This window comes from Chryseobacterium gambrini, from assembly GCF_027920505.1.
Classification (GTDB): domain Bacteria; phylum Bacteroidota; class Bacteroidia; order Flavobacteriales; family Weeksellaceae; genus Chryseobacterium; species Chryseobacterium gambrini.
In genome coordinates this window covers 3,161,523-3,183,733 of record NZ_CP115857.1, presented here as the reverse complement: position 1 = coordinate 3,183,733, position 22,211 = coordinate 3,161,523, and the positions used below count along the sequence as shown (strand labels likewise).

General features: G+C 37.5%; 20 protein-coding genes. 18 read left to right on the top strand and 2 right to left on the bottom strand.

What is annotated here, in order from left to right:
• Positions 1-119: 119 nt before the first annotated feature.
• A complete protein-coding gene (locus PFY09_RS14535) occupies positions 120-509 on the top strand; it encodes a hypothetical protein (RefSeq protein ID WP_076391667.1) in 390 nt (129 codons plus the stop codon).
• A gap of 56 nt (positions 510-565) precedes the next feature.
• Here PFY09_RS14535 and PFY09_RS14530 read toward each other — a convergent pair whose 3' ends face one another.
• Complete coding sequence (locus PFY09_RS14530; protein WP_271160178.1) at positions 566-904, bottom strand: hypothetical protein; 339 nt, start codon at positions 902-904, stop codon at positions 566-568.
• A gap of 122 nt (positions 905-1,026) precedes the next feature.
• On the opposite strand from PFY09_RS14530, the gene PFY09_RS14525 reads away from it, so the two are divergent.
• The 11 genes from PFY09_RS14525 to PFY09_RS14475 all read left to right on the top strand — a co-directional run bounded on the left by PFY09_RS14525 (position 1,027) and on the right by PFY09_RS14475 (position 14,654).
• The gene (locus PFY09_RS14525; RefSeq protein ID WP_271160177.1) at positions 1,027-1,293 is read left to right on the top strand and encodes a hypothetical protein; all 267 of its coding nucleotides are present in this window, start codon (positions 1,027-1,029) and stop codon (positions 1,291-1,293) included.
• Positions 1,294-1,423: 130 nt separating this feature from the next.
• Positions 1,424-2,938 (top strand): GH3 auxin-responsive promoter family protein, encoded by a 1,515-nt coding sequence (locus tag PFY09_RS14520; protein ID WP_271160176.1) that lies wholly within the window; start codon positions 1,424-1,426, stop codon positions 2,936-2,938.
• Positions 2,939-3,007: 69 nt separating this feature from the next.
• Positions 3,008-3,370, top strand: a complete 363-nt coding sequence (locus PFY09_RS14515; RefSeq protein ID WP_076391659.1) for a hypothetical protein — start codon at positions 3,008-3,010, stop codon at positions 3,368-3,370.
• A gap of 94 nt (positions 3,371-3,464) precedes the next feature.
• A complete protein-coding gene (locus tag PFY09_RS14510; RefSeq protein WP_271160175.1) occupies positions 3,465-4,700 on the top strand; it encodes an MFS transporter in 1,236 nt (411 codons plus the stop codon).
• A gap of 90 nt (positions 4,701-4,790) precedes the next feature.
• Entirely contained in the window at positions 4,791-5,435 is a 645-nt protein-coding gene (locus PFY09_RS14505; protein ID WP_271160174.1) for a hypothetical protein, read from the top strand.
• A gap of 27 nt (positions 5,436-5,462) precedes the next feature.
• Positions 5,463-7,553, top strand: coding sequence for a T9SS type B sorting domain-containing protein (locus PFY09_RS14500; RefSeq protein ID WP_076391653.1), 2,091 nt, complete (start codon positions 5,463-5,465; stop codon positions 7,551-7,553).
• Between the two features lie 85 nt (positions 7,554-7,638).
• On the top strand, positions 7,639-9,984 hold the full coding sequence (locus PFY09_RS14495; protein ID WP_271160173.1) for a T9SS type B sorting domain-containing protein: 2,346 nt from the start codon (positions 7,639-7,641) through the stop codon (positions 9,982-9,984).
• Positions 9,985-10,147: 163 nt separating this feature from the next.
• Entirely contained in the window at positions 10,148-11,743 is a 1,596-nt protein-coding gene (gene dnaB, locus PFY09_RS14490) for a replicative DNA helicase (RefSeq protein ID WP_076391649.1), read from the top strand.
• Between the two features lie 20 nt (positions 11,744-11,763).
• Positions 11,764-12,240 carry a ribonuclease HI gene (gene rnhA / locus PFY09_RS14485; RefSeq protein ID WP_271160172.1) on the top strand — a complete coding sequence of 159 codons (477 nt, stop codon included), beginning with the start codon at positions 11,764-11,766 and terminating at the stop codon, positions 12,238-12,240.
• A gap of 161 nt (positions 12,241-12,401) precedes the next feature.
• Complete coding sequence (locus tag PFY09_RS14480) at positions 12,402-13,448, top strand: L-type lectin family protein (RefSeq protein WP_271160171.1); 1,047 nt, start codon at positions 12,402-12,404, stop codon at positions 13,446-13,448.
• 108 nt (positions 13,449-13,556) lie between these two features.
• A complete protein-coding gene (locus PFY09_RS14475; RefSeq protein ID WP_271160170.1) occupies positions 13,557-14,654 on the top strand; it encodes a T9SS type B sorting domain-containing protein in 1,098 nt (365 codons plus the stop codon).
• A gap of 128 nt (positions 14,655-14,782) precedes the next feature.
• Here PFY09_RS14475 and PFY09_RS14470 read toward each other — a convergent pair whose 3' ends face one another.
• On the bottom strand, positions 14,783-15,433 hold the full coding sequence (locus PFY09_RS14470; RefSeq protein ID WP_271160169.1) for a response regulator transcription factor: 651 nt from the start codon (positions 15,431-15,433) through the stop codon (positions 14,783-14,785).
• 135 nt (positions 15,434-15,568) lie between these two features.
• On the opposite strand from PFY09_RS14470, the gene PFY09_RS14465 reads away from it, so the two are divergent.
• From PFY09_RS14465 to nadC, 6 genes are all read left to right on the top strand, one after another.
• Entirely contained in the window at positions 15,569-16,945 is a 1,377-nt protein-coding gene (locus tag PFY09_RS14465) for a sensor histidine kinase (RefSeq protein WP_271160168.1), read from the top strand.
• 110 nt (positions 16,946-17,055) lie between these two features.
• Positions 17,056-18,183, top strand: coding sequence for a hypothetical protein (locus tag PFY09_RS14460; RefSeq protein WP_271160167.1), 1,128 nt, complete (start codon positions 17,056-17,058; stop codon positions 18,181-18,183).
• Positions 18,184-18,312: 129 nt separating this feature from the next.
• The gene (locus tag PFY09_RS14455) at positions 18,313-18,939 is read left to right on the top strand and encodes an NAD(P)H-dependent oxidoreductase (RefSeq protein WP_256041111.1); all 627 of its coding nucleotides are present in this window, start codon (positions 18,313-18,315) and stop codon (positions 18,937-18,939) included.
• Positions 18,940-18,969: 30 nt separating this feature from the next.
• Positions 18,970-20,541 carry an L-aspartate oxidase gene (gene nadB, locus PFY09_RS14450; RefSeq protein ID WP_271160166.1) on the top strand — a complete coding sequence of 524 codons (1,572 nt, stop codon included), beginning with the start codon at positions 18,970-18,972 and terminating at the stop codon, positions 20,539-20,541.
• Positions 20,542-20,671: 130 nt separating this feature from the next.
• Entirely contained in the window at positions 20,672-21,196 is a 525-nt protein-coding gene (locus tag PFY09_RS14445) for a hypothetical protein (RefSeq protein ID WP_271160165.1), read from the top strand.
• 12 nt (positions 21,197-21,208) lie between these two features.
• Positions 21,209-22,069: a carboxylating nicotinate-nucleotide diphosphorylase gene (nadC, locus tag PFY09_RS14440; RefSeq protein ID WP_076391631.1), complete on the top strand. Its 861-nt coding sequence runs from the start codon at positions 21,209-21,211 to the stop codon at positions 22,067-22,069.
• Positions 22,070-22,211 lie beyond the last annotated feature (142 nt).

Genomic DNA, 22,211 nt, shown 5'->3' with positions numbered 1-22,211 from the left:
ATCGCTATAACTCTTAATTTTTTGCTAATTTTTCAAATATAAAGTTAAAAAATTTTTATACCTACCACATGGCACTGCGTTTGAATGTGTCCTTCTACAACCACTAAAGAAATATTATTATGAAAAAAGCAATCAGAATTTTAGGAGCATTCCTATTACTATTCTTTGTAGTCACGGCAGTATCATGCAGCGATGATGATGATCCGGCAAACAACGACTTCTTCGCAGGAACCTACAAAGGCAGCGTCGGTTACAACGACAGCGACAACAACATCAGCTCCAATGACGGAAGTGTATTTGTAACAAAAATTGCAAGCGGTACAAAGTACAACTTTGCCTTCTCAAACGGAATTCCGGATCTTAACGGAGTAGAATTTAACAAACAGGGGGACAACACTCTGGTTATGGTAGGATCTACCGCAACATCGTACATCAGAATTGATAATAACGATCTGAAAATCTTATACATAAAAGATGGAAAAACCTGGACAGCCAACTGTACAAGATAAGCCAACTTTTCATACATATGTTAGAACCTGCTTTTTCTTCGGAGAAAGCAGGTTTTTTATGGTAGCGGAAGTAAACCCGGATTATTGAAATCAAACTCAACATATTTATCTGTATTTTTGATGATCATTTTTGCAGAACCTTCAGGTTTGATGATTGAATCTCCGATGCTTATATAGTGATCCCAACTGTCAGAAATCATAATACTGTCTTTTTCATAAACAATGGAATGAATTCCGTGATTACTGTAATTAACAGACTTCCTTAAAACAACAGATTTTATCCCTGTTCTTTCAATTTTTTCTTCATAGGTTTCATCTTTATACAGAAGTTTATAAAAGATCATTAGTCCGATAATGATAATCACGATCAGAGTATTTTGCGTGTTCCTGTTCATCTTATCAAATGTACCATTTAATCTTTTTTTAAGCTGTAATAAACTTTAGTTAAGTTTAAAAAAATAGATTTTTCAGTTAGATTTTTCTCTACCTTTGATTCAACAAAACAAACAAATTCTCTATGAAAAAATTTTTAACCGCAATGTCTATTGTTTTAGGACTTGGACTTGCTTCCGCTCAACAGACGGCTCCGGCTGCTGCCACAAAAACTCAGACGGTAAAAACAGTAAAGCCTGCTAAACCCGCTCCGGCTGCTACTGTAAAACCTGCAACAGCACCAACCGCAGCAAAAATGAAAAAAGACGGAACTCCGGACAAAAGATATAAGGAAAACAAAAAACTGAAAAAGGACGGTACTCCTGATAAAAGGTACAAAGAAAACAAGTAAACTCAACATTATTAGTTGTTATTTTCATAATCAAATTTCGAAGAACCGATGCACACTCATTCATCGGTTTTTTTGTGTCTTATTTTCTGAAAATGATCGCCAGTTGTTCAGTTATTTATAAATTTGAACCATGGTAAACTTCCTAAAGAAATATGCAGCTTTGATCTGGGCGAAAAACCACGTCCGGAAAGCAGAAGAGTTCAAAAAAAATGCGGAAAGCGATCAGGAAAAGCTTCTTTTATCCTTAACGGAAACTGCGAAAAAAACGCTTTTCGGAAGAGAGCACGATTTTGAAAACATCAAAACGGTAAAGGATTTTCAGGAACGTGTAAAAGTTTCGGATTATGAGGATCTTAAACCTTACATCGAAAGGGTAAAAAAAGGACAGGCAAATATTCTCTGGACCGATACTCCCGAATATTTTGCCAAAACTTCAGGAACCACTTCAGGATCAAAATACATCCCGATTTCAAAAGAAGGGATGCCTTTTCAGGTAAAAGGAGCGCAAAGTGCATTGTTTCATTATATTGCTAAAAAAAACAATGCCGATTTTGTACAGGGAAAAATGATCTTTTTACAGGGAAGTCCTGAACTGGAAGAAGTGTACGGAATAAAAACCGGAAGACTATCCGGAATTGTAGCCCATCATATTCCTGATTATTTGCAGAAAAACAGACTTCCGAGCTGGGAAACCAACATCATCGAAGACTGGGAAACGAAAGTGGATAAAATCGTAGAGGAAACCGAAAAGGAAAATATGACGCTGATCTCCGGAATTCCGCCCTGGCTGATTATGTATTTTGAAAAGATGATTGAAAAACACGGCAAAAAAATAAAACAGATTTTCCCTAATCTTCAGCTGATTGTTACAGGTGGCGTTAATTACGAACCCTACCGCGACAAAATGGAAGAACTTTTAGGAGGAAAAGTGGATATTGTACAGACATTTCCGGCTTCGGAAGGTTTTTTTGCGTTTCAGGATGACTATACGAAAGAAGGCTTATTGCTTTTAACCAATCATGGAATTTTCTATGAATTTATTCCTCTGGAAGAATACGGGCGCGTCGACTCTGATCAGCATAGCACAAAAAGACTGACCTTAAAGGATGTTGAACTGAATAAAGATTATGCTTTAATTTTAACAACAAATTCAGGACTTTGGGCGTATTCCATTGGAGATGTCGTGAGATTTATCGATAAGAATCCGCACAGAATTCTTGTGAGCGGAAGAACGAAACATTTTACCTCAGCTTTTGGAGAACACGTGATTGCTTTTGAAGTGGAGGAAGCCATGAAAGCGACGCTGGAAAAACATCCTGCACAGATTACAGAGTTTCATCTTGCACCACAGGTAAATCCCGATGAAGGACTTCCCTATCATGAGTGGTTTATTGAATTTGAAAAAGAACCGGAGAATTTAAATTTGTTCAAGAACGAACTTGATGATCAGCTCAGAAAGCGCAATACCTATTATGATGATTTAATTTCGGGAAATATTCTGCAAAAACTTCACCTCACAGCTCTGAAGAAAAATGCTTTCCACGAATATGCAAAGTCTCAGGGAAAACTGGGCGGACAAAACAAAACACCGAGACTTGCGAATGACAGAAAAATCGCCGATTTATTAGAAATTTATAAACTTTAAGCACATTTTTTTGATTCCGGAAACGTATATTCGAAAAAAATTATAAATTTGGAAAACTAAAAAATAATAATGAAAGCATCTGTACTTTTAAAATCATCTTTATTGACGTCGTTATTTGTAATTTCATCTTGTGCAACCACAAAATATAGTATGGATACTGCTAAAAATGATTATTCTAATCTGGAGGCAGGAAAAGTGTATACTGTAATGATGAGAGATGGTTCCAAAAATCAAAAAATGTTATTCCGTAATGTGGAAGGAGATAATCTTATCGGAACGAAAGGAAAGAAAGACAGTACAGTAGTAACCATTCCTAAAGCCAATGTTGCTGCCGTAAGAGACAGCAGAAAGGCAGGAATTGCAACCGGAGCCACCATTATCGGAGCAGCAGGAGTTGCCGCTTTGGTATTCAGTGCTTCAAGAGCAGACTAAAATAGATTTTATCTTTTAAGTCTCATTTAATTTTTCATTTAAAAAATGACGATAACAATAGCCTCAAGTTAATATTTGAGGCTATTTTTGTCGGATGATTTCATTTACCCCGCTACAGACATTGAAAAATGTCGAATTCAGAAACCTTCTTACCGGAAGATTTTTTATCGTTTTAGCTTTCAGAATGCTCGCTACTTTACTCGGATGGTGGGTGTATCAATTAACAAAAGATCCTTTTTCAATCGGTTTAATCGGACTTTCCGAAGTAATTCCCGCGGTAAGCTGCGCTTTGTACGCCGGTCATGTTATCGATATGAATGAAAAAAAACGGTTGCTACTGATCTGTAATTACGTCTACATTTTTTTAATCAGCCTTTTGCTGATTCCTGCTTTCTTTAATGTTAAAATGCATTTTTCGGGACATGAGATCACTTACTTTATTTACGGAGTTATTTTTTTTACCGGTATTGCGAGAGCCTTCATCGGACCTATTATTCCGGTGATGATTCCCAAAATTGTAAAAAAAGAAAATCTTCCGAATGCCGTTACCTTAAATCAGGCAACATTTCTCATCTCTTCCGTTTGCGGACACGCGGTCGGCGGTTTTCTGATCGGCTATTTTGGCGTAAAATGGACGCTGGTTGTCATCATTTCATTAATCTTTCTGGCTTCTTTATTCTTTTTTCAGTTAAAAAAACAACATTCCGAATACAAAAAAGAGAATATTAACGTTATGGATAGTATGCGGGAAGGAATTTCGTATATTTTTAAGACGAAAGAAATTCTCGGAGCGCTGTGTCTGGATATGTTTGCCGTTCTTTTCGGAGGTGCTGTAGCGATGATTCCGGTGTATGCAACGGATATTCTGAAGGTAGGAGCGGAAGGATTCGGGTTACTGAATGCCGCATCTGATATCGGGTCGATGTGCATTATCAGCATTTTATCGGTGATTCCGTTAAGAAAAAATCAGGGTAAGATTTTACTTGGCGTGGTTACAGGTTTCGGGCTTTGTATTATCGGTTTCGGGCTTTCGAATCTGTATTGGCTTTCATTCTTTTTCCTTGTGATGAGCGGAATGCTGGATGGAATTTCCGTTGTAATCAGAGGAACGATTGTTCAGCTGAAAACGCCGGACAACATCAGAGGGAGGGTATTGAGCGTAAACTCAATCTTCATTATGTCGAGCAATGAAATGGGACAGTTTGAAAGCGGATTATCTGCAAAATTACTGGGAGTTGTCCGTTCAGTAGTTTTCGGAGGAACCATGACGGTGCTGATAGCACTGATTGTAGGGGCGACCAATCCAAAATTGAGAAAAATGCAATATTAGAGCAATATACACGTTTTTATTAAATAAATCTTAAAAACTTCAAATTAAAGTTAATAATTTTTTATATTTGTCTATAAAATATTTTCTATTATGGTAAAAAAACTATCTATTATCTTTTCTTTAGTGGTGGCTGCCTATGGCTTTGCACAAACCTCCGCTGAGAAAGGACTGGAGACTCAGATTACAAAATTAGAGTCTGCTAAAAAATCTGAAGACTTTCAGCAGTCTAAGGATTATTTCATGAAATATGTAAATACCCTTTCCAGAGGTACTGAAACAAAAAAAGAAGACTGGAGAGCATATTATTACACTGCTTTATCATTGGTAAGAAGTGAAATCAGCGCTCAGCGACAAGGAAATACGCAAAATATTGATGAAACTTCCGGGTTAGCAGAAAAATATCTTTCAGGGGTATTTGTGAAAAATCCAAATAATGCGGAAGCCAATATTCTTTTGTCTCAAATTTATGTATTAAAAGCATCAAATAATTCAGCGGAAAGTGCTGCTCATTTGGCTAAAGCAAACGAATATCTTGCTAAAGCAGAATCTGAAGACAAAAACAATCCGAGAATTGATGTGATAAAAGGCGAAATTGCATTTAATTCTAATAAAGAACTGGCAAAAACCTATTTCAATTCTGCTTTAAATAAATTTAAAACGTATAGTAAAAAATCCAATCTTGACCCAAATTGGGGGAAAGAAGATATTAACTACTATCTTTCTATTCTTAAATAATCATAATCAAGATAAAATTCTACTATTATGAAAAAAATCTACCTTATATTACTATTAATTTTTTCACAATTCTTTTTTGCACAGTCCGATTGCGCCTCTGCAATACGAGTATGTGGAAACTCAGATATTTCTTATTTTCCCACGGGCCCGGGAATCGTGGACGATCAGGTAAATGCCAACGGAAGCTGTCTGAGTGCAAACGAACATTACTCAGTTTGGTACGAGTTTACGGTGGCAACAGCCGGAACTTTAACTTTTACGATTTCTCCTCAGGCTCCTTATACCGCAGATTATGATTTTGCCGTATACGGACCTAATAAAACCTGTGGTACAAAAGGTGCTCCGATTCGTTGTAACTACGCAGGTGCACAAGCTTTTCCAAACCAGACAGGATTACAGACAGGTCTTACAGGAAACTCTGGAGCATGGAGCCCTGCACTGAATGTTCTTCCGGGAGAAACCTATTATCTTATTGTTGATAACTGGTCCGGAGCAAATGCTGCGATGGCTTTTTCATTAACCTGGGGAGGAACGGCCACATTAACTTCTCCGTTCAACGATCCTGCGATCCAGCCTAACCCATTCAATCCTATCGGAATTCCGGGAGCTACCGCTTCAGATCCTAGAATCATCGAAGTATGTGATATTACAGCACCTTACAATTTCCAGACTAACAGTGCCAATATTGTTAACGGTAACCCTAACTTCTATGTAAAATATTACAGAACATCTAATGATGCTTTAGCGGATACCAATGCGATTACTTCTCCAATTGTTGTAAATACAACCAGTACCTATTATTATACAATTCGTTATCAGGATCCAACGAATCCTAATAACCCGACGAATAAATGTTTCAACGTTAATGCATTCAAGTTTAAAGATGTTACCTTTAAAGCAACAAATGCCAGTTTAACGGCGTGTAACAACAATAATAACGGGGTTGCCGTGTATAACCTGACCTCAACAACCTTATACACTCCTAACCCGAATTATACTTACGTTATAAAGTATTATCCAACGCTTGCAGATGCCAATAACGGAACCAATGAGATTTTGAATCCTGCAGCTTACACATCGTCTACAGGAGATGTATATGCAAAAATTACAACCAATTTAGGCTGTTCTGATATTGCAAAAATTACATTAAACTTCTTCCCTGTTGTTGTGGTAACAGATGCAACGTTAAGATCTTGTTATCTCGATACCAATCCGGCTTTAGCTTCTTTTGATCTTACTTTGGCTCCTGTAACTACTCAGGCAGGAACAAAAACATATTATCCGTCTCTTACGGATGCTATCAACGGAACGAATGCTATTCCAAATCCTAGTACTTATACTGCTCCGAACGGTGTTGCATACATTAAAGTAACCAACGGAAACGGATGTTATGCAGTAGCAAAAGTAACTTTAATTGTTCTTCCGCCAGTTTATTCAAGCGTACTTGAAGATAAGATTATCTGTATGGAAGATAAGACAACTTTAGATGCAGGACCTGGATTTACAGCGTACAAATGGAGCACAGGAGCTACCACACAGGCAATCAACAATGTAACCGTAGGAACTTACTGGGTTGAGCTTAAAACAGGAAACTGCGTTACAAAACAGACTGTAAAAGTTTATCCTTCCGAACAGCCGGTAATTTCCAGCATCGATATCACAAACAATACAATAACTGTAAACGTAATCGGAGGAACTGCTCCTTACAAATACTCTTTAGACGGAATCAAATGGCAGGATTCAAACGTTTTCGAAAATGTTGCCAGAGGAGACAATACCGTTTATGTAAAAGATGGTTACGACTGTGATCCTCTTACGGTAACTGTAGTTGTTCCAAACCTAATCAACGTGATTACTCCAAACGGAGACGGTGTAAATGATGTGATCGACTACTCTGCTTTAGCAGGAAAACAAGGTCTTGTTCTAAGCATTTTCGACAGATACGGAGTAAAAGTTGGTCAGGCTGATAAATTCAACGGATACAAATGGGACGGAACTACCAATGGTAAAAAAGTACCTACCGGAACCTACTGGTATACCGTAGAATGGAAAGAGAATGACAAGAAAAACACACCATTCAAGTTCTCAGGATGGGTAATGGTTAAAAACAGAGAATAAACACCAGAAATTAAATAAAAAAACCGCTTGGGAAAAGCGGTTTTTTTCACATCATAAAGTCTAATATATTTTTAAAATCTTTCTAATGAAGAAATTATTACTGCTGACTATTTTATTCCTGTCGCAAATGGTTTTCTCGCAATCAGATTGTATTTCGGCAATTCCGGTTTGTGGAAATTCAGACATTTCTTATAATCCGAGCAGTTCAGGAACCGTTCAGGAAGCCACTTCAGGAAGCTGTCTTGCCGATGAGCATTATTCTGTATGGTATGTTTTTACCGCTGCCACAACAGGTACTATAGAATTCACCATCACCCCAAATACCGTTCCGGGTGTAACGCATTATGATTATGATTTTGCGGTTTACGGACCCAACATCAATTGCGCGACTTGGGATTTTGGAAACGCGATTAAATGTAACTTTTCCGGAACCAGCGGTCCTACAGGATTAAGCTCAACAATCACGGGAAGCCAGTGGGAAACTCCGCTGAACGTAATTGCGGGAGAAACTTATTATCTTCTTATTGATAATTATATTCCGAGTAATCCGTATGGATTTTCTTTAACGTGGGGAGGAACTGCATCTTTAACTTCTGCATTCAACAATCCTGCTTTAACGCCAAATCCATTCATTACGCCGGGAACACCTGCTGCAAACCCGGCAGATCCGAACGAAATTTTAAAATGTGCTTTACCAACCATGTTTGATTTCAGCACATTGTCTACAGGAATTATCAATGGTAATCCAAACTTCACGGTAACTTATCATTTAACAAGTAATGATGCGATTACAGGAACGGCACCTATTACAACGCCGATCATGGTAAATGCTACCACAATCTATTATTACAGACTTAAATATGTAGATCCGAATAACCCGACCAACCCGATAAACGGATGTTTTCAGGTTGGAAAATTCAAATTCAGATCAGGTAATATTGTTGTAAATAATGCGACGATTACTTCTTGTAATTATGACAATACAGGAATCGGTTATTTCGATTTAAATTCCGCAAACGTATACGGACCGACCAATGTTGTGAAAAAATACTATCCTACAATGGCAGATCTTACGGCAGGAACCAACGAAATTACAACACCGTCTGCTTATGCGTCTCAGGCTCCAAAAACAGTTTTTGTAAAGATTACCACCAATGAAGGATGTACTGCAAATGCAGAAATAACTTTACAGTTCTTACCAGCACTTGCTGTAGTTCCGGCTACTGTAAAAGCTTGTAACAACAACAATGCAGGAACAGGGGTCTTTGATTTAACAACTCCTGATGTTTACCCTACATCTACAAACGTTACTAAAAAATATTATCCTACATTGGCAGACCTTAATGCAGGAACCAACGAAATTACCAATCCTGCGGCTTATACTTCTGCAGCACCGAAAACAGTGTATGTAAGAGTAAGAAATCCTCAGGGATGTACAGGTTACAACCAGATTAGTTTACAGTTTAATCCGGTAGTAACGGTAAATGATGCTTCCATTGAAGAATGCTACATTGAATCTAATGTAACGACTGCTTCATTTAATTTAACTGTACCAAGTGTAACAACACAGACAGGACACACCAAGAGATATTACAAAACTCAGGCAGATGCTATTGCAGGAATTAATGAAATTTTAAATCCTACAACATATATTTCAACAACAGCCGTGGTTTATGTAAAAGTAATCAGCATAGAAAACTGTTATGCCATTGCAAAAATCAACCTGAAGGTTTTACCTCCGGTACAATCATCCGTTCTTAAAGATAAGATCATCTGTATTGAAGATAAAACAACGTTGGACGCAGGACCTGGTTTTGATGCTTATGAATGGAGCACGGGAGCAACGACTCAGTCTATCACAAATGTGTCTGCAGGAATCTACACGGTAAAACTGAAAACAGGAAAATGCTGGACATTACAGCAGGTGAAGGTTACCGCTTCAGTACAGCCTGTAATTACAAGTATAGACATCAACAATGATTCATTTACAATTAATGCAACAGGAGGAAAAGCGCCTTATAAATATTCTATCGACGGAGTAAACTGGCAGGATTCCAATGTTTTCACAGGTCTTCCGAGAGGTGAAAATAAAGCGTACGTAAAAGATGCCTATAACTGTAGCCCGATCAGTGTTCAGGTAACCGTTCCGAATCTTCTGAATGCCATTACGCCAAACGGAGATAACAAAAACGATTACATCGATTATTCTGCTTTAGCATATAAAAAAGATTTGGTTTTCACGGTTTTCGACCGATACGGAAACATGATTTACAAAGCAGACAAGATCAGAAATTACACATGGGACGGAACTTCCGGTGGTAAGAAAATCGTTACAGGAACTTATTGGTACACGATAACGTGGACAGAAAATGATAAGGATAATACACAAACGAAATACAGCGGTTGGGTATTGGTAAAAAACATCCAGTAATCATTTAATCTGATTTTCAAAACATTAAATCACCTCATTTTTGGGGTGATTTTTTTATTCTCTTTGCAAAGCCTTTCTGAATAACGGTTTCAAAAGTTATCCACAATTTTTTGTTAGTTACTCCGTTTCATTTGCTTTTCAAAAAAACTATCTTTGCACTATTATGGCGCAGAAAGAAACATTATCTTCTTTGACGAACGGAAATTTTGCAAAAGAACTCTCCATTGCAGACGGGAAAATGCCTCCCAATGCATTGGATTTTGAACGATTGGTGATTGGTACTTTTTTAATTGATAAAAAAGGGCTCGATCATTCCATCGATTTGCTTACCCCTGAAGTTTTCTACGATCCGAGACATCAGGTCATATTTTCTACCATTTTAAAATTATACGAAGGCAACCAGCCTGTCGATTTAATGACGATTATTCAGGAGCTTAAAAAAGAAGGAAAATTAAGCTCTGCCGGCGGAGACAGCTACATCATCGATCTTACGATGGGAGTAAGCTCTTCTGCCCATATTGAATACCACGTCCGCGTTATTCTTGAAAAATATATTCTTCGAAGCTTAATTAATGTTTCGGCAAACGTAATTGATGCTTCCTATAAAGAATCTACAGACGTTTTTGAACTTCTAGATAAAGCTGAACAGTCTTTTTTCGAGATCACAAACGGAACCATTAAAAAAGGATTCGATACCGCCAATTCATTGGTAAAACAGGCAATTGATACCATTAAATCTCTAAAAGACAAAGAAGGACTTTCCGGAGTTCCTTCCGGTTTCCGCGATGTAGATAAAGAAACCGGAGGATGGCAAAACTCCGACCTTATTATTATTGCAGCACGTCCTGCGATGGGGAAAACAGCATTCCTTCTGTCGATGGCAAGAAATATTGCAGTGGGACACAAAATTCCTATGGCTCTGTTCTCGCTTGAGATGGCATCGGTACAGCTTATCACAAGGATGATTGCTTCCGAAACAAGAATTTCATCAGAAAAACTCCGAAAAGGAACACTGGATGATGAAGAGTGGGAAAGACTGTTCTCTAATGTTTCTGAACTGGAAAACGCACCACTATATATTGACGAAACACCATCACTTTCCATTTTCGATTTCCGTGCAAAATGCCGAAGACTTGTCATGCAGCATGGCGTAAGGCTCATCATGGTCGATTATCTTCAGTTGATGACTGCCGGAAGCGGAGGAAAAGGAGGCGGAAACCGTGAACAGGAAATTTCCATGATTTCACGATCTTTAAAAGCCATTGCCAAAGAACTGAATGTTCCGGTAATTGCACTTTCGCAGCTTTCTCGTAGTGTAGAAACCCGTCCGGGAAAAAGACCTCAGCTTTCCGATCTAAGGGAATCCGGAGCAATTGAACAGGATGCGGATATTGTATCGTTCATTTTCCGACCGGAATATTATAAAATTACGGTTTGGGACAACGATGAAGAAGGACAGGAAACCTCAACAGAAAATCAGGCGGAATTGATTATTGCAAAGCACAGAAATGGTGCAACTGCCGATGTGCGTTTATCTTTCTTAAAACATTTTGCGAAATTCGGCGATATTGAGGCTGCTTTTGACGGAGGAATGAGCGGAGGAGGATATCCTTCAAACTTTGGAAAACAGGAACCGAGCGGTTTTGATAAAATTAAAACAACCATTCAGCCGGGCGCAGCTTTTGATCTTCCCGACAGTTCAAAACTTTCAGGATCTTCAATGAATGATTTTGATGATGATGACGATTTTCCTTTTTAAATTCAGGGTAAGATTTAAAAATGAAAATTGAAATATACACCGATGGAGCGTGCAGCGGAAATCCCGGAAAAGGCGGATATGGAATTCTCATGCGCGTTCCTGAAAAAAATTATCAGAAAACATTTTCAAAAGGCTTCCGGAAAACCACCAACAACAGAATGGAACTTCTTGCCGTGGTTACGGCTTTGGAAAAACTCAAATCTCCCGATAATGAAATTCATATTTACACAGACAGTAAATATGTTGCGGATGCCATTAACCAAAACTGGTTAGCCGGATGGATCAAAAGAGGGTGGAAAAATGTAAAAAATCCTGATCTATGGCAGAAATTTTCGGTACTTTATAATGTGCATAAGCCCAAAATGCACTGGATTAAAGGTCATGCAGGACACTTTGAAAACGAATTGTGCGACAAACTTGCCGTAACCGCTGCTGCATCTGCAAATTTAGAAGTTGATTCTTACTTCGAAAATCTCGAAAACAATACATTATTTTAAACAGCAATTATAAGATTGCTGAGAAAATTTTTCAGCATTTCTTTCTTTTTCTTATCATTTATTACAAAATAAACACTAAATAAGGTAAATTTAATATTAAATACATATTATTTAATTAGGATTTAATATATTTACACGTCTAATTTTAAGTATGTTAATAAATGAATAAAAAACTACTCCTTTATTTATCCCTTTTCTTAGTTTGCTGTTTCGGAAAAATTTCCTCCCAAACCTATCAGCTTATCGGAAATCCCGTTAATACTACAGGTTGGAATATTGTTCCGTCTGCTACTGTAAATACAGATTTTATACAGCTCACCGCAGATCAGATCAGTCAGGTAGGTGGTATAAAATTAGACTCTCCCATCAATCTTAAGTACTGCGATAAATGGAGAGTGGAATTTGATTTCAGAATCGACGGAAACGGAACAACGACGTATGGCCGCGGAGACGGTCTTGCTTTCTGGTATCTGGCGAATCCGCCGGCTTCTTACACTGCAGGTGGAGGATTAGGAATTCCGGCCAACTCTACCGGTCTGATGGTTGGATTTGACATTTTTAACAATACAACAGAAGGACAGATGAGCAAGGTTCATATTTTATATGGAACCAATAATACGGCGGGATCAAATATCGAATACAACAACACTCCCGGAAGTACATTTCACTCTCCGGATCTTAACCCTACACAACCTTTTGTAGGAGCAACTTTCAAACACGTTGAAGTAAACGGACAGGTAAATCCTGCAGCTCCTGCAAGCTGGATCATCACGCTTAAAATTGACGGCAATACGATTGTGAGTCAGTCATTTGCTCCTTCCGGTGCTGCGGCGACCATGACAACCGGTTATTTCGGATTTTCCGCTTCTACAGGTGGCGCAAGCGCAAGACATTCTATTAAAAATGTAAAAGTTTATATTGATAAAGTAGCACTGACCCAGACCTTGGTAACTGATACTTTCTGCCCGAATCCTACAACAGGACAAGGAACCGTGAATTTAACATCTTATCAGGGACAATTTGTAACCAATCCTGCCAATTATACGTTCTCGTACAGTGTGGGCGGAACTCCGATTACGAATCCAACCAACTATCAGTTCAGCGCGAATACTTCGGTTTCTGTTTTAATTAAAGACAATTCCGGATTGCTTTGTGATAATCCGGACGGGAAAATTCAGTTAAATCTTTCTCCGTTCACGGCAACATAAGCAACGCTTACGGAATGTAATAACAACAATACAGGAACGGCAACCTACAATCTTACGCTTGCCAATGTAAATGAACCGACAGGTTCTACAAAGAAGTATTACAAAAACATGGCAGATCTGAACGCAGGAACGAATGAAATTACGAATCCTACCGCTTATACTTCTGCTGCAGGAACCGTATATGTAAAAGTAACTACTCCACTTGGCTGTCAGGGTTCTGCTGCAATTACTTTAGCATTTTATCCTCAGATTGCCACTACTGATGCTACTTTAGAGTCGTGCTTTATTGATAATGCACCGACTACAGGTTTATTTAACCTTACACAGGCAAACGTAACTTCTGCAACAGGCATTACCAAAAGATATTTTAAGACACAGGCAGATGCATTAGCCGGAACAAATGAGATCCTGAATCCCGCAGCTTACGTAAGCACATCATCCGTAGTGTATGTAAGAATTACGAATGTGACCAATTGCTGGACACTTGCAAAAATTACATTAAAAGTTTTAGCGCCAATTTATTCTTCCGTATTAAAAGATAAAATCATCTGTATCGATGCGAAAACCACTTTGGATGCCGGTTCGGGCTTTGACAGTTACTTATGGAGCACAGGAGCAACCACTCAGTCTATTGCGAATGTAACGCCGGGAATCTACTGGGTACAGCTTAAATCAGGAAGATGTACAACACAGCAGACTGTAAGGGTAAATCCTTCGCAACAACCCGTAATTGCAACGATTGATATTAAGAACAACACGATTACCGTGAATGTGAAAGGTGGAAAAACACCGTATCAATACTCTTTAGACGGGATAAACTGGCAGGATTCTAATGTCTTCACAGGTCTTGCAAGAGGTGAAGTGGTCGTGTATGTGAAAGATGCCTACAACTGTACGCCTATCCATGTTCAGATTACTGTGCCGAATCTGCTGAATGCTATTACCCCGAATGGAGACAACAAAAACGATTATATTGATTATTCCGCACTGGCGTATAAAAAGAATTTAGTGTTCACGGTGTATGACAGATACGGAAATAAAATGTACGAAGCGGACAAAATCCGAAACTATAAATGGGACGGAACAATAAGCGGTAAAAAAGTAATGACAGGAACTTATTGGTATACCATCACCTGGAATGAAAATGACAAAAACAATACTCAGACCTCTTACAATGGATGGGTACTCGTAAAAAATATAGAATAACACTTCTCTTAAAGATCATCCGTTTTCGGATGATCTTTTTTCTTTGGAACTTTTAAAATTCTAATTACTGCGGCATGATGGTTTTTTACCACTTTTGCGGTGAATTCTGAAATTTATTTAAAAAAGTTTTATGAATTTATTTGATAAAAACCATTTTTCACGGCAAAAATAATCAGATCACTGGTTCTGTTAACATTAAATTTCTTCATAATGTTTTTATAATAGCTTTTAACGGTATGCACGCTCAGATTCATTTTATAAGCAGCTTCCTTAATTGTATTTCCTGAACAGATAAGCTGTAAAACATCTTTTTCTCTGGGAGACAGATGATAGACAATTTGCTCATCAGAAATAAAATTATTGATGATGTTTGTCCGCAGTTTTGTTCCGATGTATTTATTTCCTCTCATACATTCATGAATAGCTTCTATAAGCTCTTCTATGGTAGACTCTTTTGAGAGATACGCATCTGCGCCATAACGCATTGCCATTTTAACGGTTTGAGGATCTGAAATGGTGGATAAAACAATAAGTTTATACTCTTTCTTATTTTTACTTTTAAAAAATTCCTGGTAAGCTTTGAATAGCTCGACACCATTTGTTCCGGGCATTAATAAATCTGTGATGATAATTCCGGGCAGGTTTCCGGAATCAATTCCGTCAAAAAAAAGCTGAGCGCTGTTGAACGTAAAGATTTCGGAAGCAACGTTCTGAGAGAGCAGACAGCTCTTTATTGCCTCTGCAATCATTTTATGATCGTCTATTATTGCGGTAACCATCTTTGTGTATATATGTTACAAAACTATCATAAAAATATCAGAATTTAATACCCCCCTATTGGAGGGAGTGTATTTTATTACGATTGAGGGAAATAAAATAGTCAATTAAGTAGTAATTTGCATAAAAAACAAGTGATGAATGATATTCTGTTGGACAGCGTCTTTCCTTATATTACAATGGGAGCTATTGTAATCGTCATCTTATTTTTCTCGTTCTATCTTCATTATGTAGAAGAGCCTGTATTCAGGAAATACCGTAATTATCTTTGCTTCTGTTTCCTGTATCTTGTGATGAAGGAAATGATCCTCGTTCCTAAATATACACAAACACCTTTGCCTCTTTATTTATTAAGCGAATGTTTTATTTGGGGAAGCTTTGTGTATTATGTAAGGTTTATTTACAGCACGGTAGATTTTAAAGACAAAAAATCTTTTTTTGAACACCTTGTAAAAATTTCTCAGATTATTTTGATGCTGGGTTTCGTAATGTACGTTATAACACACGTTTTCTTTAAAGAATATAAAGATTTGTTCAGCATTATTTACATTTTCATCTCGCTGTATATGCTGGGTGTTTCCGTTATTTTTATCCTTTTTTTATACAAAAGCAGATCTTTCCTGTATTACAAGTACTTATATCTCGGAAGTATATTTTTACTTCTTTTTAATATTATTGCTTCGTTTTTTGATGATCCTTCTAAAAATTTTTTCGGATTTACCAATCTTTCCATCATATCGATGGGCTGGTTTTCAGAATTAATCATGTTCTTACTGGCATTGGGAATCAAAGTGAAAAATGAATGGGAAGAAAAACTCCGGATCATGCAGCAGAATCTTGAGCATGAAAAGAAAATACTGCTTCAGGAAATCGACAACCAAAAACTGGTTTACCAAAGCCGACAATCTGAAAGGTTACGCATTTCAATTGACATCCATGATGGAATCAGCAATGCCATTACCGGACTGAAGTTTTACATCAGCGATAAAAGACTTCAGGCTAAAGAAAATTCTGAGAAAATTCTGCTTCAGGATATTGAGCAGGAACTTAACAGTATTTATATGCAGGTAAGAGACTACATTCAAAAATTATACGGTGGACAGGATGAAGAAAAGTACGATATTTTATTCTTCCTGTCCTGTTTGCAAAAACAATATCACAACTCTAATTTGAATCTCATTACCGATATTGATGAATTGGCAGTAACCAGAAATCTGAATATCGATCAACAAAATGAGCTTTATTTTATTCTGAATGAATGTATTGGGAATTCCATAAAACACTCTCAGTGCAATACCATAAAAGTTTCCATCTGCTTTGAAAATTCTATTTGCTGTTTTAAAATAAAAGATAACGGAAAAGGGTTCGATTATGCAGAGAAATTAAATGCAGATTCAGGTCATGGTCTTTCTAATATTATGCAAAGAATAAAAAAATTAAACGGAAATATAACTTTTGAAAACTCCTGCGGAACATTAATCTCAGGAAATTTCCCTTTCGCCAATCCTTCATGAATCCCCCTTTTTGTGGGAGGAAAAAACAACCCGTTTTAGTGTGATGACAGTATTGATCCTGCTTATACCTTTGAAGCATCAATTTTTATATTATTTTAAACACTTCAAAAATGAAAAAATTTATATTTCTGGGAATCCTTACGATTTCTTCGTCCGTTTTTTCCCAAGTAGGAATTAATACACCATCACCCAACGCCACGCTCGATGTTACGGGAACACCCAACAATCTTAATGCTACTGATGGGATGATCGCTCCCAGAATTACCGGCAACGAATTAAAACTAAAAGACCCGCTGTATGGCGCTAATCAGACGGCTACCCTGCTATATGTAACAGCCGCAGCAAGCCCCAGAACTACAAAAACAGCCAATGTTACTGAAGCAGGATACTATTATTTCGATGGTGCAAAATGGACAAATGGAAATTTCTGGCGCCTTTCAGGGAACGCAGGAACCACAACAGGAACCAACTTTTTGGGGACAACCGATGCACAAAACCTAATGTTTAAAGTAAATAATGTAGAATCGGGATATATTCAAAGATCTACAACTTCAACCGCCGGTTTTGATTATAAAACAAGCTATGGTTACAATGCAGGAGCAGCCATTACAACGGGAGATGACAATTCATTATTCGGAGCCCGCTCCGGAGCCGCATTAACAGCAGGAGCAAGAAATACCGCCATCGGTTCCCGATCACTATCGAGTACAACCACCGGAAACGACAACACCGCTGTAGGTGCTTATACTTTAGCACTGAATACCTCCGGAACAAGAAATATGGCATTTGGCTCTAATGCTTTATTTAGCAATACAATAAGCAGTAACAACATTGCCATTGGCGATACTTCATTAAATAGTTTAAACAGTACAACCTCCGCAACATACAATACCGCTTTAGGGCAATCTTCTCTGGCCGGAATGAAGTCCGGAACAGGAAATACCGCCATTGGAGCCTCAACTCAGATATCTGATGATTTAACCAACGCAACGGCTATAGGATATAATGCATCTGCAACCCAAAGCAATAGTCTGATTTTAGGAAGTACCGGCGCTTTTGGGGTAAATGTAGGCATTGGAACCACGGCGCCAAAAACGAAACTGCACATTACTTCAGGAGATGTCTATTTAGAAACCATAGGAAATGGCGTTATTATGAAATCTCCCGACGGAAATTGCTGGAGAGTAACCGTAGATAATTCAGGAAGCTTTTCTTCGGCATCCATAAGCTGTCCATAAAAGATAAAAGATACTGTGAAAAAGATCACTTCAATTAGTTTTTGGGGTGATCTTTTTTTATGCCATATTTAGAACGAAATATTTTGTTTTAAGCATACTTAATTCGCATTCAATTCTTAAATTTGAACTATGAATTATTTAGAGGCTTTAAGCAGAAGATACTCTGTAAAAAAATTTAATCACGAAATTATTCCTCAGGAAACATTGCATAATATTCTTGAATCCGGAAAATTATCGGCAAGCTCTCTTGGTCTTCAGCCTTACGAAATTCTTATCGTGGAAAGTGAGGAAATGAAGCAGAAATTAATTCCCGCGTTCTACAACCCGTCACAGATTTCCACCTGCTCTCACTTAATTGTTATTGTTTCCAAAAAAATAGTAGACGACAATTACATCAACGGATATTTCCGGCACATTTCAAAAGTGCGGGAGACACCGCTGGAAAAGCTGGATCTTTTTAAAAACAGCATCAATCAGCATATTAATCAAAAAACACAGGATGAAATTTTCAACTGGGCAGAAAAACAGTCTTACATTGTTTTAGCGAATCTTATGTACGCAGCAGCGATAGAAAACATAGACACGTGCCCGATGGAAGGCTTCCGCCAGGAAATTATCGAAGAAATTCTGGAGATAAATCCTGAGACCGAAAAAGTAACTGTAACCCTCGCTTTGGGATACCGTTCGGAGGAAGATCATTTTCAGCACATGAAAAAAGTAAGAAAACCAAACGAAAAATTGTTTAAATTTATTTAACTATTTAGACAATTGTCTTAAACCAAGGATATGATAAAAGCGGATGTACTAGTAATCGGTTCCGGAATTTCGGGACTTTCCTATGCCATAAAAATTTCTGAGCAGCTTCCTGATGCCAAAATAATCATCGTAACAAAATCGGACGAAGATGAAAGCAATACCAAATATGCACAAGGCGGTCTTGCGGTGGTTACAGATTCTAAAAATGATAACTTCGAAAAACATATTGCTGATACGATGCGTGCCGGAGACGGCGAAAACAAACGCGATGTCGTAGAAATGGTGGTTACGGAAGCGCCTGCAAGATTCAACGAAATTGTAGAATGGGGGGCAAATTTTGACAAAAAAAACGGAGAATTTGCTTTAGGAAGAGAGGGAGGACATACCGAAAACAGAATTGTACACCACAAAGATATTACCGGTTTTGAAATCGAAAGAGCCCTTTTACAGACCGCAAAAAGCAGCCCGAATATTGAGATTCTCGATCATCACTACGTAATTGATATTATTACACAGCACCACGTTCCGGGAAAAGAACTGAATGAAGGCGACATCCACTGCTACGGAGCCTATATTCTGGATGAAAAATCCAAAACCATTAAAAAAATTACCTCAAAAATAACCCTTGTTGCAACCGGAGGAGCGGGACACGTTTACAAAAACACTACTAATCCGACGATCGCAACCGGAGACGGAATTGCTTTCGTAGCAAGAGCAAAAGGAAAGGTTTCCAATATGCAGTATTATCAGTTTCATCCGACTGCTCTGTACAGCAAGCTCGACGGAATGCTGTTTTTAATTTCGGAAGCCGTTCGTGGTGACGGAGCCAAATTACGAACCAAAAGAGGCGAAAAATTCATGCATAAATATGATGAGCGTGAAGAACTCGCTTCCCGGGATATCGTTGCAAGAGCCATCGATGAGGAAATGAAAATCACGGGAGACGAATTTGTAGGTCTGGATTGCCGTGAAATGGATCATGAAAAATTTCTTGAACATTTCCCGAATATTTATAAAAAATGCAAAGACGAAGGAATTGATCCTTTCAGCCAACTCATTCCTGTAGTTCCGGCTTGTCATTATCTGATGGGCGGAATTGAAGTTGACCGTGACGGACAGTCCTCTATCCGAAATCTTTTTGCGGTAGGAGAATGTACCAATTCCGGACTTCACGGAGCTAACAGACTGGCTTCCAACTCATTATTGGAAGGACTGGTTTTCGGGCACAATGCTGCAATGAAAACCGTTGAGCTTTTAAATGAAAATAATTTCAACTTCGATGATCTTAAAGCCGTTCCGGAATGGGATGAAGAAGGAATGAAAATCATGGACGAAATGGTGATCGTTTCCTATCTTAGAAAGCAACTTCAGGAAATGATGAGCGATCTTGTAGGAATTGTACGAAGCAACCGCCGTCTGAATATGGCTTTGCAAAAACATCAGGAAATCGCTGCCGCAGTGAACGAAATTTACCACTACTCTATCCTTTCGCCACAGTTATCGGAGCTTAGAAACTTAACAACCGTTGCCCACCTCATCATTACGCAGTCTATGGAAATGACGGAAAATAAGGGTGCGTTTTATAATAAAGATCTGGTTTAAAAATTCTTCCAATTTAATGAGGATTTCCAATTTAAATATTCTTACGGTAACGAACATTTTATTTTACTCAAGGATAGTTATTTCATTAATTTTTGGTGGTCTTATTTTATTTATAACAAATAATGGAAAAATGGTTGAAAATCAAACACTCAACGCAGTTTTGGTTTTTGGATTATTACTTTTCTGTTTATTGTTAGGACAAATAGGTTGTGTTTTACTAAGAATATATTTTACCTCTAAATCAAAATATCCTTATATATTAAATATCATTTGTAATATGTTAGGTTTTGGAAGAAAGCGGCTCCAAAAAGAAAATATCAATATTAATCTTGATGATTTTATTAAAGACAACAATCTTTCATTAATACTGTATTACATTAATAATCCTCAATATCCCATTTTAGATTTTCATAAAAATAAAATTCGTTATTTTACACAAGAATATGATTGGGAAAACTTTAGATGGAGATATAAAATTAAATCTCAAGGAAGAAATAGTATTCAAATATTAGAATATGAAGGAATTAATCAAAATAATGAGAAAATAAAAGATTTTATTGATTTCGAAAAAATAGATGCTGAAGAAAATGAAGTTCTGCTATTATTTATAGTTCATGATTTGTTATTTGGGAAATTCTCATCCATATATTATTAAACTTAAAAAAATATGAAAAGACCGGCATACGTAACCGATAAAGTTTTAAAACAGTTTATTAAAAACGCGCTTGAAGAAGACATTCAGGATGGCGATCATTCTACGCTTTCCACGATTCCGAAAGATCTGGAGCAAAGTGCAAAACTACTGGTAAAACAGGATTGCATTCTTGCAGGAGTAGAACTCGCTGAAATTATTTTCAAAACTTTTGATAAAAACTTAAAAGTTGAAACTTTTGTAAAGGATGGAGATGCAGTAAAATTTGGGGATATTGCTTTTATCGTAACCGGAAGCGCAAGATCAATCCTTTCAACGGAAAGACTGGTTTTAAACTGTATGCAGAGAATGAGCGGAATTGCAACGTTAACACATGACTGGGATTCCAGACTTATCGGCACAAAAACAAAACTTCTGGATACCAGAAAAACAACCCCAAACTTCAGGGTATGCGAAAAATGGGCTGTTGCCATTGGCGGCGGAACCAATCACCGATACGGTCTTTATGACATGATTATGCTGAAAGACAATCATATTGATTATAACGGAAGCATTACGAATGCCGTAAAAATGGCAAAAGATTATATCAAAAAGAACAAGAAAAAACTTAAAATAGAAGTTGAAACCAGAAATCTGGAAGAAGTTCAGGAAGCTATTGATGCAAAGGTAGACAGAATCATGCTCGACAACATGGATGTAAAAACTATGAAGAAAGCAGTAAAGCTTATTAACGGTTCCTGTGAAAGCGAAGCTTCAGGCGGAATTACCCGTGACCAGCTTAAAGAAATCGCTTCTACAGGCGTTACCTACATCTCTGCAGGGGCACTTACCCACTCAGCAGAAAATATGGATTTAAGCCTCAAAGCCGTGAAATAGCATTGAATTTTTATTAAAAATGATGCCGATTTGTTAAAAATTCAATAATGTGATTTTTTTCATGCGAAATCTCAATTATTATTCAATACATTGTAAATCAATATTTTAAACCTTATCAAGAACCTTTAAAAATTAACATACA